13 protein-coding genes and 1 tRNA gene are annotated in these 16,764 nt (G+C 68.8%); 4 read left to right on the top strand and 10 right to left on the bottom strand.

The features are described 5' to 3' along the window. Positions 1 to 2 precede the first annotated feature (2 nt). A complete protein-coding gene (locus tag AC4IJH_RS28915; RefSeq protein ID WP_490854838.1) occupies positions 3 to 1,349 on the top strand; it encodes a lysine N(6)-hydroxylase/L-ornithine N(5)-oxygenase family protein in 1,347 nt (448 codons plus the stop codon). A gap of 108 nt (positions 1,350 to 1,457) precedes the next feature. On the opposite strand, the gene AC4IJH_RS28910 is transcribed toward AC4IJH_RS28915, so the two are convergent. Then, positions 1,458 to 3,260 carry a bifunctional metallophosphatase/5'-nucleotidase gene (locus AC4IJH_RS28910; RefSeq protein ID WP_490854837.1) on the bottom strand — a complete coding sequence of 601 codons (1,803 nt, stop codon included), beginning with the start codon at positions 3,258 to 3,260 and terminating at the stop codon, positions 1,458 to 1,460. Between the two features lie 196 nt (positions 3,261 to 3,456). On the opposite strand from AC4IJH_RS28910, the gene AC4IJH_RS28905 reads away from it, so the two are divergent. Then, positions 3,457 to 4,170, top strand: coding sequence for an SIMPL domain-containing protein (locus tag AC4IJH_RS28905; RefSeq protein ID WP_490854836.1), 714 nt, complete (start codon positions 3,457 to 3,459; stop codon positions 4,168 to 4,170). A 157-nt stretch (positions 4,171 to 4,327) separates the two neighbouring features. Beyond that, positions 4,328 to 5,764 (top strand): pyruvate kinase, encoded by a 1,437-nt coding sequence (gene pyk, locus AC4IJH_RS28900; protein ID WP_490854835.1) that lies wholly within the window; start codon positions 4,328 to 4,330, stop codon positions 5,762 to 5,764. 24 nt (positions 5,765 to 5,788) lie between these two features. On the opposite strand, the gene AC4IJH_RS28895 is transcribed toward pyk, so the two are convergent. Next, complete coding sequence (locus AC4IJH_RS28895) at positions 5,789 to 6,559, bottom strand: transcriptional regulator (protein ID WP_490854840.1); 771 nt, start codon at positions 6,557 to 6,559, stop codon at positions 5,789 to 5,791. A gap of 108 nt (positions 6,560 to 6,667) precedes the next feature. Further along, positions 6,668 to 6,742, bottom strand: a tRNA-Leu gene (locus tag AC4IJH_RS28890). Positions 6,743 to 6,837: 95 nt separating this feature from the next. Between AC4IJH_RS28890 and AC4IJH_RS28885 the strand changes: the two genes are divergently transcribed. Further along, positions 6,838 to 7,500, top strand: coding sequence for an ANTAR domain-containing response regulator (locus AC4IJH_RS28885; protein ID WP_490854834.1), 663 nt, complete (start codon positions 6,838 to 6,840; stop codon positions 7,498 to 7,500). Positions 7,501 to 7,697: 197 nt separating this feature from the next. On the opposite strand, the gene AC4IJH_RS28880 is transcribed toward AC4IJH_RS28885, so the two are convergent. The 7 genes from AC4IJH_RS28880 to AC4IJH_RS28850 form a co-directional block, all read right to left on the bottom strand. Beyond that, complete coding sequence (locus AC4IJH_RS28880) at positions 7,698 to 8,417, bottom strand: ABC transporter ATP-binding protein (RefSeq protein WP_490854833.1); 720 nt, start codon at positions 8,415 to 8,417, stop codon at positions 7,698 to 7,700. Next, a complete protein-coding gene (locus AC4IJH_RS28875) occupies positions 8,414 to 9,298 on the bottom strand; it encodes an ABC transporter ATP-binding protein (protein ID WP_490854832.1) in 885 nt (294 codons plus the stop codon). Before AC4IJH_RS28875 ends, AC4IJH_RS28880 begins: the two co-directional genes overlap by 4 nt. A gap of 7 nt (positions 9,299 to 9,305) precedes the next feature. Beyond that, the gene (locus AC4IJH_RS28870) at positions 9,306 to 11,090 is read right to left on the bottom strand and encodes a branched-chain amino acid ABC transporter permease (RefSeq protein ID WP_490854831.1); all 1,785 of its coding nucleotides are present in this window, start codon (positions 11,088 to 11,090) and stop codon (positions 9,306 to 9,308) included. Positions 11,091 to 11,095: 5 nt separating this feature from the next. Continuing rightward, positions 11,096 to 12,025: a branched-chain amino acid ABC transporter permease gene (locus AC4IJH_RS28865; RefSeq protein ID WP_490854830.1), complete on the bottom strand. Its 930-nt coding sequence runs from the start codon at positions 12,023 to 12,025 to the stop codon at positions 11,096 to 11,098. Positions 12,026 to 12,127: 102 nt separating this feature from the next. After that, positions 12,128 to 13,348, bottom strand: coding sequence for a branched-chain amino acid ABC transporter substrate-binding protein (locus AC4IJH_RS28860; RefSeq protein WP_490854839.1), 1,221 nt, complete (start codon positions 13,346 to 13,348; stop codon positions 12,128 to 12,130). Positions 13,349 to 13,848: 500 nt separating this feature from the next. Then, complete coding sequence (locus AC4IJH_RS28855) at positions 13,849 to 14,322, bottom strand: PaaI family thioesterase (protein ID WP_490854829.1); 474 nt, start codon at positions 14,320 to 14,322, stop codon at positions 13,849 to 13,851. Positions 14,323 to 14,425: 103 nt separating this feature from the next. After that, positions 14,426 to 16,708 carry an FdhF/YdeP family oxidoreductase gene (locus AC4IJH_RS28850; protein ID WP_490854828.1) on the bottom strand — a complete coding sequence of 761 codons (2,283 nt, stop codon included), beginning with the start codon at positions 16,706 to 16,708 and terminating at the stop codon, positions 14,426 to 14,428. Positions 16,709 to 16,764 lie beyond the last annotated feature (56 nt).

Raw genomic sequence — 16,764 nt, 5'->3', positions numbered from 1 at the left:
GCATCGGCCCCTTCAACCTCTCCCTCGCCGCCCTCGCCCACCCCCTCACCGAACTGCGCTGCGCCTTCTACGACCAGTGCCCCGCCTTCCACTGGCACCCCGGCCTGCTCATCGACCGCGCCACCGTCCACGCCCCCTTCCTCGCCGACCTCGTCACCCTCGCCGACCCCGCCAGCCCCTGGACCTTCCTCAACTACCTCAAGACCCGCGAACGCCTCTTCCCCTTCTACTTCGCCGAGCGCCTGCACATCCAGCGCGCCGAATACGACGCCTACTGCCGCTGGGTCAGCGAAAACCTCCCCACCCTCAACTTCGGCCACCAGATCGACGCCGTGCGCTGGAACCCCGAACGCGAAGCCTTCGAAGTCGACTTCACCCAACTCGACGCCGACGGCGAAGCCGAAGCCCTCGGCCGCTCCTACGCCCGCAACCTCGTCCTCGGCATCGGCACCACCCCCTACCTCCCCGAACCCCTCAAGCCCCTCGCCGAAGCCCCCGCCGTCCCCGTCCACCACGCCGCCGACTACCTCACCCACCGCGACCACCTGCTCGCCGCCGACCACGTCACCGTCATCGGATCAGGACAGTCCGGCGCCGAAGTCTTCCTCGACCTGCTCCGCAACCGCCCCGCAGGACACGAAAAGCTCCACTGGCTCGCCCGCACCCCCGCCTTCGCCCCCACCGAACACAGCAAACTCGGCCTGGAACAGTTCACCCCCGACTACACCCGCTACTTCCACGCCCTCCCCGAATCCGTACGCAACGAACTCGTCCCCCAGCAGTGGCAGCTCCACAAGGGCATCCACCGCGACACCATCGCCGCCATCCACGACGAGCTCTACCAGCGCACCCTGCACGGCGGCTGGCCCGACGCCGTCCTCACCCCCGGCGTCACCGTCCGCACCGCAGGCCGCGTCGGCACCACCAAAGTCGAACTCCACCTCGAACACGCCCACCAGGCCGCCCGCAGCCGCCTCACCACCGACGCCGTCGTCCTCGCCACCGGCTACCGCGAACGCCGCCTGGACACCCTCCTCGCCGCCCTCGACCCCTACATGCGCCGCGACTCCCAGGAACGCCCCCGCATCGACGAAGCCCACCGCCTCGTCCTGGACCCCGCCGTCACCGGCGCCGTCCACGTCCAGAACGCCGAACGCCACACCCACGGCGTCGGCACCCCCGACCTCGGCCTCGCCGCCTGGCGCAGCGCCCTCATCCTCAACTCCCTCACCGGCAAGGACCCCTACCCCCTGCCGCCCCGCACCGCCTTCACCACCTTCGGCCTCGTCCCCCCGGCCCGCCGCCCCGAACCCCGCCCCACCACCCTCGTACACCACATCAGGCACTGACCACCGGCACGGACCCCAGGGGAGGGAAGCGGGGTGGGCGGGGCAGGCGCACCGGCGGGGTGGGCGGGGCAGGCGCACCGGCGCGAACCCCTCCCACCCGGCCCCCACTCAGAACACCGGAACCCCCTCCCGCGTCAGCCTCCACTCCACCGCGGCAAAACGCGCCGGATCGATCCGCCCGCTCTCCTTCACCCACCCAATGATCAGATTCCGGATCTCGTCCGACGTCGACCACACCTGCTGCGCCTTCGCCACATGAGGGAAGTTCCCGCCACCGCTCGCCCGGTAATTGTTCACCGCCAGCACGAACCGCGCGTCATCGGCAACCGGCTCCCCCTCGAACGTCAGCTTCCCGATCCGCTGCCCCGCGGGCTGTGCGATATCGATCTCGTACGAGACCCCGCTCACCGCGTCGTAGTTGTAATCCGGAATCCCCTCCGCATTCGTCAGCTTCGCCGGATCCACCGGACCACCAGCCGCCGTTCGCACGTAATACCGGGCGGAGAACTCCAGATACTCCCTCAGCTGCTTCCCATTGATCACACGCGCCTCCAGCGTGTTGTCGAACGGGTACAGCGCCGCCATCGACCGGATCGTCACCTCACCCGCCGGCACCGCGGCGGACCGCGAGAAACACGACGCCTGCGACAACACCGGCAGCTTCGCGAACTCCCCGCCCGCCAACGCCTTGCGCACCACCTCGGCCTGCACAAAAGCGATGAAATCCAGCACCGGAGTGTCCTTGTACGGCGCCTCGGCCGCCGTCATCAGCGCATCCGACCGCCCGATCACCTGATTCACATACGCCACCACCTTCCGGTGCGCACCCCGCAGCAGCCCCGTGATCCTCCGGTCCTCCTCCACCTCCCGCGAATCCAGCACCTTCGCCGACACCGAATCCACCCGCCAGCGCCCCTTGCCCCACACCAGACCGACATCGAAGAGCGTCAGCCGCTGCCCCCACTTCAGCGGCTCCGACAGCACCACCTCACGGCCGGTCTCCTTGTTCACCACCCGCCGCTCGGCGATCTCCGTGTGCGCATGCCCGACCAGAATCGCGTCGATCCCCGGCACCCGCTCCGCCACCAGCGCCGCCGCATTCTCCACGTAGGGCAGCTGATCACCGTACGAAGACGTACCGCTCGCCCCCGAATGCGCGGCGACGATCACCACATCCGCACCCATCGACCGCAGCCTGGGCACCCACTTCGCCGCCTGCTCCTCCAGCCCCGGAAAAGCCATCCGCCCCTGCACATGCGCCTTGTCCCAGATCGCGATCCCAGGATTCGTCAGCCCCAGCACCGCCACCTTCACATCCCGCCCGTGCGGCACCCGCAGCCGCCGCATCACATACGGCGGGAAAGCCGGCCGCAGCGACTTCGCATCCACCGCATTCGCACCCAGCAACGGGAAATCGCACTGCTCCTCGAACTTCCGCAGCACCTCGATCCCGTAATTGAACTCATGATTACCGAGCGCCGCCGCGTCATAGCCGATCGCATTCATCGCCCGCGCCATCGGATGCACCGGACCCCGCGCCCCCGTAATGGGATCCACCTTGGCGTAGTAATAACCCAGCTGCGTGCCCTGGATCGTGTCACCCGCATCGATCAGCAGCGTATTGCCCCGGCCCTTCTCCGCGCGGACCCGCGACACCAGCGTCGAAATCTTCGCCAGCCCCACATCGTTGTGGTCCTTGTCGTCGAACTCCGCATCCGTGGCGTAATCCCAGTTGAAGACATTGCCGTGCAGATCCGTGGTGCCCATGACGGTGAAGGAATACCGCCGCTCCCGCCCGCGCCCCACGCCCCCGCCGTACGCCTCCGCAGCCGGAGCCGCGGCAACCACCAGCGCCGCACCCGCCCCCGCGGTCACAGAACTCCCCAGGAACTTCCTACGGTCCACCGGCATGCCCACTCCCTCGTACGAGCCGGCCACCCTGCTGCGGACCAGCACAACGCGCGTAGATTCTGGCGCAGCCACACCCCGCGCAACACCCCCGCCAGATTGCGATCAGGTGACCGTTCCCACCCCGCCACCCCCGCCCGCACCGGCCTCGTCCCGCCACCTCCCGGACAACCCACCGCCTCCATGCCAGGCTGCACCCATGACCGACCCCACAACCACCCCGGCACCCGTCCCCTACGGCACCCCCGACACCCCCCGCCTGGCCGTCCGCGGCGAAGCCCGCCTCGAAGTCGACCCCGAGATCGCCCGCATCACCATCACCACCAGCGCCCGCGGCACCGACCGCACAACCGCCCTGAGCGACCTCACCCGCCGCAACGACCAAGTCCTCACCCTGATCAAGTCCTACGGCGACACCGTCGAAAAACTGGAGACCGGCTCCTTCACCATCACCCCCGAACTCACCGAAAAAGGCCGCCACGAACGCATCCGCGCCTACCACGGACGCGTCCAGAGCACCGCCACCCTCGCCGACTTCACCGCCCTCGGCGAACTCGTCACCCGCCTCGCCGACCTCGAACTCACCCGCGTCGACGGCCCCTGGTGGGCCCTGCGCCCCGACTCACCCGCCCACCGCGAAGCCCGCCAGCAGGCCGTACGCGAAGCCGTACAGCGCGCCCGCGAATACGCCGAGGCCCTCGGCGCCCGCCTCGACGCCATCGTCGAACTCGCCGACCTGGACGCCGAGAACCCCATCCCGATGACCGCCCCCGCCGGCGGCATGCTGCGCGCCCACGCCGCCTTCGCCGGCGGCGCCCCCGAGGCGGCCCCCGCCCTCGACCTCGAACCCGAGCGCCAAGAGGTCTACGCCCACATCAACGCCCGATTCACCATGACCCGCCCAACTCTGTGACCACGTTCCGGAATCCGCCTTTCCACACCCGCCTTTCCGCTCATCAGAGCGCCCTTCCGCGCATTCAATTAATTGTCAATAGCCTTTCATCCAGCGGACGTTGGGCAGTCACTTCCTCACAGTTCCCTACTTGCCGGTAAGTCGTAGGGTCGATGCCATGCGCCGAGCAAAGATCGTCTGCACACTGGGACCCGCCACCGACTCGTACGAGCAGATCAAGGCACTCGTCGAGGCCGGCATGGACGTGGCCCGCTTCAACCTCAGCCACGGCACCTACGCCGAGCACGAGGCACGCTACGAACGGGTCCGCAAGGCATCGGAGGAGACCCGCCGCAACGTCGGCGTCCTCGCCGACCTTCAAGGCCCGAAGATCCGCCTCGGCCGCTTCAGCGAAGGACCCGTACTCCTTGAACGCGACGACGAGTTCACCATCACCGTCGAACCCTCCGTCCAAGGCGACCGCCACCTCTGCGGCACCACCTACGAAGGCCTCGCCGAGGACGTCACCGTCGGCGAACGCATCCTCGTCGACGACGGCAAAGTGACCCTGGAGGTCACCGGCGTCTCCGGACCCCGCGTCCGCACCAAGGTCATCGAAGGCGGCATGGTCTCCGACCACAAGGGCCTCAACCTTCCCGGCGTCGCCGTCTCCGTCCCGGCCCTGTCCGAGAAGGACCAGGACGACCTGCGCTGGGCCCTGCGCACCGGCGCCGACATCATCGCCCTGTCCTTCGTGCGCAGCGGCCGCGACATCGAGGACGTGCACCGCATCATGCGCGAGGAGGGCCGCTTCCTCCCCGTCATCGCCAAGGTCGAAAAGCCCCAGGCCGTCGACAACATCGACGACATCGTCGCCGCCTTCGACGGCATCATGGTCGCCCGCGGCGACCTGGGCGTCGAAATGCCCCTGGAAACCGTCCCGATCGTCCAGAAGCGCGCCATCAAACTCGCCAAACGCAACGCCAAGCCGGTCATTGTCGCCACACAGATGCTCGACTCGATGATCGACAACTCCCGGCCCACGCGCGCCGAGGCCTCCGACGTCGCCAACGCCGTCATCGACGGCACGGACGCGGTGATGCTCTCCGGCGAGACCAGCGTCGGCAAGTACCCCACCGAGACCGTCAAGACCATGAGCCGCATCGTCGAGGCGGCCGAGGAGGACATCCTCGCCAAGGGCCTGCCGCCCCTGACCGACCGCAGCAAGCCCCGCACCCAGGGCGGTGCGGTCGCCCGCGCGGCGGCCGAGATGGGCGACTTCCTCGGCGCGAAGTTCCTGGTCGCCTTCACGCAGTCCGGCGACACGGTCAAGCGCCTGTCCCGCTACCGTTCCCCCATCCCCCTCCTCGCCTTCACCCCCGTCCCCGCCACCCGCTCCCAGCTCAACCTCACCTGGGGCGTGGAGACCTTCCTCGGCCCGACCGTCGACTCCACCGACGAGATGGTCGCCCAGGTCGACGAGATGCTCCTGAAGATCGGCCGCTGTCAAAAGGGCGACGTCGTCATCATCACGGCCGGCTCCCCACCCGGCGTCGCCGGCTCCACCAACCTCGTCCGCGTCCACCACATCGGCGAGGACGACTCCCCGAAGTAGCCCCACCCATGCCGGGCCGCGGTCTCAGTACTTCGGCCCGACATGCTCGTCCATGAGCGCGACGGATGCCCGCCGGGCGACGGAGATGTTCTGCGCCCTGCGGGACTGCCGCGTCGGCTTCCACTCGACCCCCAGCTTGTCGAGGGTGTTCGTGTAGAGCTGCACGATGTCGTCGGACGTATTGGTGAAGAAGTAACGCGGATACTCGTACCGCTTGCGCTCGCCACCCACCGTGCGGGACGCCCAGTTGGTGATCCGGCAGCCGTCGGAGTGGATCAGCCCGCGGATGAAATCCCAGGGATACGCATCCACGATCCGCTGTTGCCAGGGCTCCAGAACAATGGGTCGCTCGTGTTTCTTGCCGGGGCCGTGCTGAGGGAACAGGCACGGCCAATGGTGGCTGTAGGTGGTCACCATGACGCAGCCTTGCCGCTGGGTCACGCCGACGCTGTTCGCGGGCCAGACGCGCTTGATGGCTTCGCGGCATGCTTCGATGAGCCCAGGCCAGGCGTCGGCACACGCGATACGCAGCGCATAACCGCCGCGCCGGTGTCTGCTGATGCAGCCGTCGCCCAGATACAGGCCCAGGAGGTACGCGTACGCCGCGTGGTCTTTCGGCAGTTGTGGCTCGGATGCGCAGCGCGGGCAATCCGATGTGCGGGAGACCGGCTCGATGCGGACTTGCCACTGGCGAATCGCGTAGCGGGATATCCCGGTCTGCTTGCTCACAGAGTTCAGGCTGCGGCCTTGTGAGACGAGTGCGAGAGCCCGCTTGCGCGTATCGAGGTCGTACATGGGTACGAGCTTGACCGGATCTTTGCCGCCGCGTGCCTGTTCGGCGAACACCCGCTAGAACGGGTGAAGAATGTCGATTCTCAAGTGACCTTGGAATCGAAGGTAAAGTACCCCGGGTCGGACTCGAACCGACACTGGATGGGTTTTGAATCCATGGCCTCTGACCAATTGGGCTACCGGGGCTCGCGGAATCCAAGGCTACTGCCTCCCCGCTGTGGGAACACCATACAGGAGCTGGGTAGGCTCATGGGGCACCACCTTCCTGGAAGAGGAGATCCGTGAGCGCCGCCGAGCCCGAGCAGCCCGTCGTCGAAGATGACCAGTCGCATGTACCGCCTTTGACCACGCGTGTGGTGATCGCGGAGGACGAGGCCCTCATCCGTCTCGATCTCAAAGAGATGCTGGAGGAGGAGGGCTACTCCGTCGTCGGTGAGGCCGGGGACGGGCAGCGGGCCGTGGAGCTGGCGCGGGAGCACCGCCCGGACCTGGTGATCCTCGATGTGAAGATGCCGGTCCTGGACGGGATCTCGGCCGCGGAGCAGATCGCCGAGGAGAGCATCGCCCCGGTGCTCATGCTCACCGCGTTCTCGCAGCGCGAGCTCGTCGAGCGGGCGCGCGACGCCGGCGCCATGGCGTACCTCGTCAAGCCCTTCAGCAAGAGCGACGTGGTGCCGGCCATCGAGATGGCCGTGAGCCGCTTCACGGAGCTGAAGGAGCTGGAGAAGGAGGTCGCCGACCTCACCCAGCGCCTGGAGACCCGCAAGCTGGTCGACCGCGCCAAGAGCATTCTCCAGACCCAGTACGGGCTCACCGAGCCCGCCGCCTTCCGCTGGATCCAGAAGACGTCCATGGACCGCCGCCTGTCGATGCAGCAGGTCGCCGAGGCCGTCATCGAGGACGCCGAGGAGAAGAAGGCGGCGAAGGAGAAGAAGGAGCAGTAGGGGGGCAGGGGGCCGCTCCTGCGGAAGGCCCCGCCCTTCGTACGCGAGGACCCGCGCACCGTGGTGATCGGTGCGCGGGTCCTCGTGTGTTGTGCGCTCCGGCGCCGACACGGGTGTCTCTGTGGACGGTTGGCGGCGGTCCGCTCGCCGGTATCCGCATCACGCCGGGCCGGATCGCGGCCGTCGTCTGTGCCCGTTCAGTCCTCGCCCAGGTAGGCCTTGCGTACCGACTCGTCGTGGAGGAGGTGGTCGCCGGTGCCGGAGAGGACGATGCGGCCGGTTTCCATGACGTGGCCGTGGTCGGCGAGGGAGAGGGCGGCCTGGGCGTTCTGTTCGACGAGCAGGATGGTGGTGCCCTGGGAGCGGAGTTCGCGGATGGTTTCCATGATCTTTTGCATCATGATGGGGGAGAGGCCCATGGAGGGTTCGTCCAGCATCAGGAGTTTGGGGCGGGACATCAGGGCCCGTCCCATGGCGAGCATCTGCTGTTCGCCGCCGGAGAGGGTGCCGGAGGCCTGTTTGCGGCGTTCGCCGAGGATGGGGAAGAGCTCGTAGACGCGGTGGATGTCCTGGGTGATGCCCGCGGTGTCTTTGCGCAGGAAGGCGCCGAGCTGGAGGTTTTCGGCGATGGTCAGGCGGGGGAAGAGGCGCCGTCCTTCGGGGGAGTGGGCCAGGCCGCGTTCGACGATTTTGTGCGCGGGGACGCCGTCGAGCGGTTCCCCGTCGAAGGTGATCTTGCCGGCGAGGGGTTTGAGGAGTCCGGACAGGGTGCGCAGGGTGGTGGTCTTTCCGGCGCCGTTGGTGCCGATGAGGGTGACGACCTGGCCGGGTTCGACGGTGAAGGAGATGCCCTTGACGGCTTCGATCTTGCCGTAGGCGACCCGGAGGTCCTCGACCTCCAGCAGGGCGGTGGTCATCGGGCGTCCCCCTCGCTGTCCTGTGGGTTCTCCTCGGTGCGGGCCTCGGCCGCGCGGACCTCGGCGATCTCTTCCGCGCCGGGTGCGTCCTCGAAGGGTGTGCCGAGGTAGGCGGCGATGACGCGCTCGTCGGCCTGGACGACTTCGGAGGTTCCTTCGACGAGTTTTTCACCCTGGACGAGGACGGCGACGCGGTCGCAGAGGTTGAAGATGAAGCGCATGTCGTGCTCGATGACCAGGACGGCGGTGCCCTGGTCGCGGATGGCCAGGACGAGGTCCTGGGTGGCGCGGGTTTCCTGGGGGTTCATGCCGGCGGTGGGTTCGTCCAGGAGGAGGAGGCCGGGTTCGCTGGCCAGGGCGCGGGCGATTTCGAGCTTGCGCTGTTCGCCGTAGGGGAGGTTGCGGGCGAGGTGGTCGCGTTTGGCGGCGAGGCCGGTGAACTCCAGGAGTTCCAGGGCGCGTTGTTCGCTGGTGCGCTCGGCCTTGTGGAAGCCGGGGGTGCGCAGGAGGGCGGACCACAGGCCTTCTTTGGTGCGGGTGTGGCGGCCGACGAGGACGTTTTCCAGGACGGTCATGTTGGCGAAGAGGCGGATGTTCTGGAAGGTGCGGGCCACGCCTGCTTTGGTGACGAGGTGGGGTTTGCGTGAGAGGCGGGTGCCGCGGTAGCTGACGGTGCCTTCGGTGGGGACGTACAGGCCGGTGAGGCAGTTGAAGAAGGTGGTTTTTCCGGCGCCGTTGGGGCCGATGAGGCCGACGATCTCGCCGCTGCCGACGGTGAGGTCGACGGCCCGTACGGCGGTGAGTCCGCCGAAGCGCATGGTGACGCCCGCGGCGTTCAGGACCGTCTCGGAGGCGGTGGGGCTGGTGGCGGTTGTGGTCATGGTGTCGTCACGCCTTTGTCTCGGCGGCGCTCACGGCCCCGTCGGGCAGGCGCTGTTCGGGTACGTCGAGCTGGCCGGTCTCGTGGAATTCGAGCTGCTTTCGGCGGTCGGGGATGAGCCCTTCGGGGCGGAAGCGCATGAGCAGGACGAGGGCGACACCGAAGAGGAAGAGCTGGTAGTCCTCCATGAAGGTGAGCTTCTGGGGGATGAGGAAGAGCAGTGCGGCGCCGACGAGGGGGCCGCTGAGGGTGCCCATGCCGCCGAGGATGACGGCGGCGAGCAGGAAGGCGGAGTTGGGGGCGTCCGAGCCGGCGAACTGGAACTGGTCGGGGGTGGCGGTGGTGACGACGTGGGCGTGGACGGTGCCGGCGAGTCCGGCCAGGGTGGCGCCGAGGGCGAAGGCCAGCAGCCGTAGCCGGAAGCTGTTGATGCCCATGGCGACGGCGGCGGTCTCGTCCTCGCGGATGGCGATCCAGGCGCGGCCGATGCGTGAGGCGTGGGAGCGGCGGAAGACCAGGACGACGAAGGCCGTGACGAGGATCATCAGCAGCAGGTAGTTGCCGTACGGGGCGATGGGGGTGCCCAGGATGGTGTGGGTCTCGCCGAAGTTGAAGCCGAAGATCTCCAGTTGGGGGATGTTGGGGATGCCCATGGCGCCGTTGGTGACGTCGGGTCCGGTGGTGCCGTTGAGGTTCTGCATGGACAGGCGGAAGATCTCGCCGAATCCGAGGGTGACGATGGCGAGGTAGTCGCCGCGCAGCCGCAGGGTGGGTGCTCCGATGAGGACGCCGAAGACGAGTGAGGCGCCGGCTCCGGTCAGCAGGGCTGCCCAGAAGGGGAATTGGACTCCGATGGAGGATTCGGGGGAGCCGGAGACCAGGGCGGCGGCGTAGGCGCCGACGCCGAGGAAGGCGACGTATCCCAGGTCGAGGAGTCCGGCGAGGCCGACGACGACGTTCAGGCCGAGGGCGACGGTGGCGAAGATGAGGATGTTGGCGCCCAGGAGGGTGTAGGTGTCGTTGTCCTGGGTGAAGGGGAAGGCGGCCGCGGCGACGAAGGCGGCGAGGAGGGCCACGCTGCGGTGTGTGCGGGTGATGGCGGCGAGGCGCTGCATGAGCCCGGAGCGGTTGACGGCCGGGAAGGTGAAGGCGGCCAGCAGGAGGAAGCCGATGAAGGGCGGTCCGTCCTCGGCGTCGATGCCGTAGGTGAAGATGAGCAGGGCGATGCCGAAGGCGAGGGCGATGATCAGGATTTCGGCCCAGGAGGGGAGTTCGGCGGCGGGGCGTTTGGGGGGAGGTGAGGTGAGGGAGTTGGTGAAGCGCTGCCAGGGTCCGCGTGGTGGTGTGTCGGGGGTGCGGTCGGCGGGCAGGCCGAGGGCGGCGGCCAGGGTGAGCAGTGAGGTGAGGGCGGCGACGTAGCCGCCCGGTTCGAGGTTGGCCAGGCCGCCCAGGTCGGCGGCGATGGCGCCGAGGGTGAACCAGGTGGTGACGAAGGTGCCCAGGGCCAGGAGCAGTACGGGGGCGCCTCGGCCGCCGGGGACGGCCCAGCCCAGGCCGCGCAGGCCGGTTGCGGCGAGGGCGAAGAAGCAGGTCAGGACGGCGCCGGCGAGGGTGAGGAGCTGGAGGCCGGCGGGCGATCCGTAGTAGGTGAGGTCGCCGGGGAAGGCGGAGCTCCAGGTCCAGGCCAGGGCGGTGGAGGCGGCGGTGGCCAGGGCGGCGATGATGGTGGTGATGCGGGCGCCGGTGGCCGGCAGGGGCAGGGTGCCCGGTGTGGTGGTGTGGGTGGTGGTCATCGGTATCACGCCCGATCCGCGACGCGTTCGCCCAGCAGGCCCTGGGGGCGTAGCAGCAGGACGAGGATGAGCAGGACGAAGGCCCAGACGTCCTTCCACGCTCCGCCGCCGAACTGGCTCATGCCTGGGATGTGTTCGACGTAGCCGATGGCGAGGGCTTCGGCGAGTCCGAGGACGACTCCGCCGAGCATGGCGCCGTAGATGTTGCCGATGCCGCCGAGGACGGCTGCGGTGAAGGCTTTGAGGCCCATGATGAAGCCCATGCGGAACTGGACTTCGCCGGTGCGCAGGCCGTAGGCGACGGCGGCGACGGCGGCGAAGGCGGCTCCGATGGCGAAGGCGAGCACGATGATGCGGTTGGTGTTGATGCCCATGAGCTTGGCGGTGTCGGGGTCCTGGGCGGTGGCCTGCATGCCGCGGCCGGTGCGGGTCTTGGACACGAAGATGCCGAGGGCGATCATGCACAGGGGGGCGGCGATGAGGACGTAGAGGTCGCCGCGCTGGATGGTGGCGCCGAGGACGTCGAAGGGGGCGCCTTTGAACTGGGGGAAGACGCGGGCTTGTTTGGCGTCGGGGTACCACTGCCAGATGGCTTGCTGGAGGGCGAGGGAGAGGCCGATGGCGGTGATGAGGGGGGCCAGGCGTGGGGCGGTGCGCAGGGGGCGGTAGGCGAAGCGTTCGGCGCCGACGGCGACGAGGACGGAGACGAGGATGCCGCCGATGAGCATGAGGGGGAGTGCGAGCAGGAGGGCGGTGTCCTTGGGGAGTGCGAGGTGGACGGTGAGCGCGCCGAAGCCGCCGACCATGAAGATCTCGCCGTGGGCGAAGTTGATGAGCTGGACGATGCCGTAGACCATCGTGTAGCCGATCGCGATGAGTCCGTACATCGCGCCGAGGATGAGTCCGTTGGCCAGCTGTTGCGGCAGTTCACTCACCGCAGGGCCTCCGTGGTGTGGGAAGTGGTACGCGGGCCGGGGTGCTGCGGGCCGCGCCGGGGACCGGGGTCCTGGCGCGGCCCGTGGTGCAGGGAGGCGGGGTCAGCCCTTGTACTCCGCGCTGTAACGGGACTTCCATGCGCCCTTGTCGACCTGGTAGGCGGTGATGAGGGTGTTGGTGGTGTCGCCGTACTGGTCGAAGGAGACGGGGCCGGTGACGCCGTCGAACTTGACCTTGTTCATGGCTTCGACGACCTTCTTGCGGGCGTCGTCGGGAAGCTTGCCGTCGTTGGCGTCGACGACGGTTTTGACGGCTTGGATGATGGCCCAGGCGGCGTCGTAGGAGGAGCCTCCGTAGGCCTCGTAGCGCTCTTTGTATCCGGCGGCCTTGTAGTCGGCGATGAATTTCTTGGCGGAGGCGAGTTCTTCGACGGGCTTGCCGACGGAGGTGGCGTAGTCGCCCTGTGCTTTTTTGTTGAGCTTGATGTAGTCGGCGCTGTACATGCCGTCGCCGCCCATGAAGGGTACGGTGACGCCGCCGTCCTTGAGCTGCTGGCTCAGGGGGCCTGCCGCGGGGTATTCGCCGCCGTAGAAGACGAGGTCGGGTTTGGCGGTGCGGACCTTGGAGACGACGGCCTTGAAGTCGCGGTCGTCGGGGCTGACGTGTTCGGTGCCCACGACCTTGCCGCCCAGGGAGGTGAACTTCTCCTGGAAGGCGGCGGACAGGCCCACGCCGTAGGTTTTCTGGTCGTCGATGACGTAGACGGTCTTGGCTTTGATTTTCTCGGCGGCGTATTTGCCGCCGAAGGCGCCCTGCACCTCGTCGGTGGTGGAGGTGCGGAAGTAGGTGGTGAACTGGCGTTTGCGGTCGTCCTTCTTCCAGTTCTTGCCCTGGCTGAGGTCGGGGGTGGTGTTCGCCGGGGATATCAGGGTGACGCCGTTGGACTGGGCGACCTGCTGCATGGACTGGGCGACGCTGGAGTTGAGGGGGCCGACGATGCCCAGGACGTCTTTTTCGCCGGCGAGTTTGGTGGCGTTCTGCTGGCCGGGGGTGGGCAGGGATTTGTCGTCCAGCGGGCGTAGTTCGAAGGTGACGTTCTTGACCTCGCCGGCTTTGTTGGCGTTCTGTACGGCGAGGTGGGCGGAGTTCTTGATGCCCTGGCCCAGGGCGGAGAGGTCGCCGGTGAGCGGGACGCTCAGGCCGATGACGACGGTGGCTTTCTTGCCGCTGCCGCCGTTGCCGTTGCCGTTGTCGTCGTTGCGGGAGCCGCACGCGGACATGGTGAGGGCGCCTGCGGTGACCGCGGTGGTGAGGATGAGCAAGGAACGGTGACGCACGATCAGTCCTTTCCTTGGCGCGGCCGGTGCTTGTCGCACGACCGTGTTGCGCACCGGGCCGTGCAGGGTGGTACCGGGTCGGTGCTCGCAGTGCGCCCGGCGGCGCGGTGACTGGCGGTGACTCTAGAGGGGTGCTGTGCGCACGGGCAGAGGCGCTGACCAGGATGTGACGCTCTTGTTATGACCTGCGATGAGCGTTATGCCCTCATGGTCCTTACAGCGGGAGCGAACGCGGGGCGGAGTGCGAACTCGCACTTCCTGTAGGGGATTTGGCGCGGGGGTGCCGGTGGGCGTCCGCATAGCGGAGAGTGCGGGTGCGAGCGGCCCGGGGGTGCTGGGGCGTATGGGGCTGGTGGGGTGACCGTACGGTGAGCATGTTCACGCTGTGTTACGTCGCCGGGCCGTGCCGGAGCCGGGCGTGCGAACGGCCCCGCCCGGAAATCTCTCCGGTGCGGGGCCGTGGTGCGGGGTGCGTCCGCGCCCGCTCAGCTGCGGTAGGCGCCGGCGTCCGCATCGCGGAGCATGCAGGTCAGCCGGGCGGTGCAGACCCGCCGCTGCCGCTCGTCGGTGATGGCGATCTCGTACGTGGCCGTGGAGCGGCCGCGGTGCACGGGGGTGGCGACGCCGGTGACCAGGCCGGAGCGGACGCCGCGGTGGTGGGTGCAGTTCAGGTCCACGCCCACGGCGAGCTTGGTGGGGCCGCCGTGCAGCATGGAGCCGACCGAGCCGAGGGTCTCGGCCAGGACCGCGGACGCGCCGCCGTGCAGCAGGCCGTAGGGCTGGGTGTTGCCCTCCACCGGCATGGTCCCCACCACCCGGTCCGGGGCCGCCTGAAGGACCTGCACGCTCATCCGGCGGCCCAGGTGCCCGGCGGAGAACAGCGTGGGCAGGTCCAGGCCGAGCCCCGCCCACTGGTCGAGGATCTCCTGCGGAAACTTGGTCGTGCTCTGCTCGCCCATGCCCAGTGGCTCCTTCGCTCACCCGGTGATCGTTGAGATGGGAATGTTCCTATCAGGTCACCGCGCGGGCGCCCGGCCCGGGGCCGGGCGGCGGGCCGGGCGCCTACTGCTGCGCGGAGGGCTCCAGCCTGATCACCACGGACTTGGAGGCGGGGGTGTTGCTGGTGTCGGCGGTGTGGTCCAGTGGGACCAGGACGTTGGTCTCGGGGTAGTAGGCGGCGGCGCAGCCGCGCGCCGTGGGGTAGTGGACGACGCGGAACCCGGGGGCGCGCCGCTCCACGCCGTCGCGCCACTCGCTGATCAGGTCGGTGTACGAGCCGTCGGCCAGGCCCAGTTCGCGGGCGTCCTCGGGGTTGACCAGCACCACGCGGCGGCCGTTCTTGATGCCGCGGTAGCGGTCGTCCAGGCCGTAGATGGTGGTGTTGTACTGGTCGTGCGAGCGCAGCGTCTGCAGCAGCAGCCGGCCCGCGGGCAGTTCGGGGTACTCCACGGGTGCGGTGGTGAAGTTGGCCTTGCCGGTGGCGGTGGGGAAGCGGCGCTCGTCGCGCGGGGCGTGCGGGAGGGCGAAGCCGCCGGGGCGGGCGACGCGGGCGTTGAAGTCCTCGAAGCCGGGGATGACGGCGGCGATGCGGTCGCGGACGGTGCCGTAGTCCTTCTCGAACTCCTCCCAGGGGGTGCGGCTGGCGCTGCCCAGGACGCGGCGGGCCAGGCGGGCGACGATGGCGGGCTCGGACAGCAGCTGCGGTCCCGCCGGGGCCAGGCGCCCGCGGGAGGCGTGCACCATGCCCATGGAGTCCTCGACGGTGACGAACTGCTCGCCGCCTTCTTGTACGTCGCGTTCGGTGCGGCCCAGCGTCGGCAGGATCAGGGCGCGGGCGCCGGTGACCACGTGCGAGCGGTTGAGCTTGGTGGAGACGTGGACGGTCAGGCGGGCGCGGCGTACGGCGGCCTCGGTGACGTCGGTGTCGGGGGTGGCGGAGACGAAGTTGCCGCCCATGGCGAAGAAGACCTTGGCCTGCCCGTCGCGCAGGGCCCGGATGGCGCGGACGACGTCGTAGCCGTGTTCGCGCGGGGGCGCGAAGCCGAATTCCTTCTCCAGGGCGTCCAGGAAGGCGGGGGCGGGCCGCTCGAAGATGCCCATGGTGCGGTCGCCCTGCACGTTGCTGTGGCCGCGTACGGGGCACACGCCGGCGCCGGGGCGGCCGATGTTGCCGCGCAGCAGAAGGAAGTTGACCACTTCCTGGATGGTGGGGACGGAGTGCTTGTGCTGGGTCAGGCCCATCGCCCAGCACACGATCGTGCGCTGTGAGGCCAGCACCATCTCAAGGGCGCGTTCGATCTCCTGGCGGGTCAGGCCGGTGGCGCGCAGTGTCGCCTCCCAGTCGTCGTCGGCGCGGGCCGCGGCGGCGAACTCCTCGTATCCGTGGGTGTGTTCGCGTACGAATTCCGTGTCGACCGCGCCGTCGGTCTGGAGGATGCCGCGGTTCAGGGCGCGGAAGAGGGCCTGGTCGCCGCCGAGGCGGACCTGGAGGAAGAGGTCGGTCAGGGCGGTGCCGCGGGTCAGGCCGAGGGGGGTCTGCGGGTTCTTGAAGCGCTCCAGGCCGGCTTCGGGCAGCGGGTTGATCGAGATGATCTTCGCGCCGCCGGTCTTGGCCTTCTCCAGGGCGGAGAGCATCCGGGGGTGGTTGGTGCCCGGGTTCTGCCCGGCGACGATGATCAGGTCGGCCTGGTAGAGGTCCTCCAGCAGGACGCTGCCCTTGCCGATGCCGATCGTCTCCGAGAGGGCGGAGCCGGAGGACTCGTGGCACATGTTGGAGCAGTCGGGCAGGTTGTTGGTGCCGAACTCGCGGGCGAAGAGCTGGTAGAGGAAGGCCGCTTCGTTGCTGGTGCGGCCCGAGGTGTAGAAGACGGCCTCGTCGGGGGAGGCCAGGGCGTCCAGCTCGGCGGCGATGATGTCGAAGGCCCGCTCCCAGGAGACGGGCTCGTAGTGGCCGGCGTTCTCGTCCAGGAACATCGGCGTGGTCAGCCGGCCCTGCTGGCCGAGCCAGTAGCCGCTGCGCCGGGCCAGGTCGGCGACGGAGTGCTCGGCGAAGAAGGCGGGGGTGACCCGGCGCAGGGTGGCTTCCTCGGCCACCGCTTTGGCGCCGTTCTCGCAGAATTCGGCGGTGTGCCGGTGCTCGGGCTCGGGCCAGGCGCAGCCGGGGCAGTCGAAGCCGTCCTTTTGATTGACGCGCAGCAGGGTCAGGGCCGTGCGCCGTACGCCCATCTGCTTCTGGGACATGCGCAGGGCGTGGGTGATGGCGGGCAGACCGACGGCGGAATGCTCGGGCCCGCTGACCTCGGGCGCGTCCTGGACGGGGTCCGACGCGGGCGGCTTGCCTGCCATGGCGTTCTCCCTTGTGAGGTAGAGGTAGGTGCCTCGTGCATGCAGTATCCAATCCT

The organism is Streptomyces sp. UF-297 (assembly GCF_058245575.1).
The sequence above is the reverse complement of the archived record's forward strand: the minus strand, read 5'-3'. Positions and strand labels throughout refer to the sequence as shown.

Coding starts and splice junctions, on each gene's coding strand:
- AC4IJH_RS28895 (WP_490854840.1), bottom strand. CDS start 6,559: ATGTACGACCTCGATACGCGCAAGCGGGCTCTCGCACTCGTCTCACAA.
- AC4IJH_RS28910 (WP_490854837.1), bottom strand. CDS start 3,260: ATGCCGGTGGACCGTAGGAAGTTCCTGGGGAGTTCTGTGACCGCGGGG.
- pyk (WP_490854835.1), top strand. CDS start 4,328: ATGCGCCGAGCAAAGATCGTCTGCACACTGGGACCCGCCACCGACTCG.
- AC4IJH_RS28850 (WP_490854828.1), bottom strand. CDS start 16,708: ATGGCAGGCAAGCCGCCCGCGTCGGACCCCGTCCAGGACGCGCCCGAG.
- AC4IJH_RS28875 (WP_490854832.1), bottom strand. CDS start 9,298: ATGACCACAACCGCCACCAGCCCCACCGCCTCCGAGACGGTCCTGAAC.
- AC4IJH_RS28870 (WP_490854831.1), bottom strand. CDS start 11,090: ATGACCACCACCCACACCACCACACCGGGCACCCTGCCCCTGCCGGCC.
- AC4IJH_RS28905 (WP_490854836.1), top strand. CDS start 3,457: ATGACCGACCCCACAACCACCCCGGCACCCGTCCCCTACGGCACCCCC.
- AC4IJH_RS28855 (WP_490854829.1), bottom strand. CDS start 14,322: ATGGGCGAGCAGAGCACGACCAAGTTTCCGCAGGAGATCCTCGACCAG.
- AC4IJH_RS28880 (WP_490854833.1), bottom strand. CDS start 8,417: ATGACCACCGCCCTGCTGGAGGTCGAGGACCTCCGGGTCGCCTACGGC.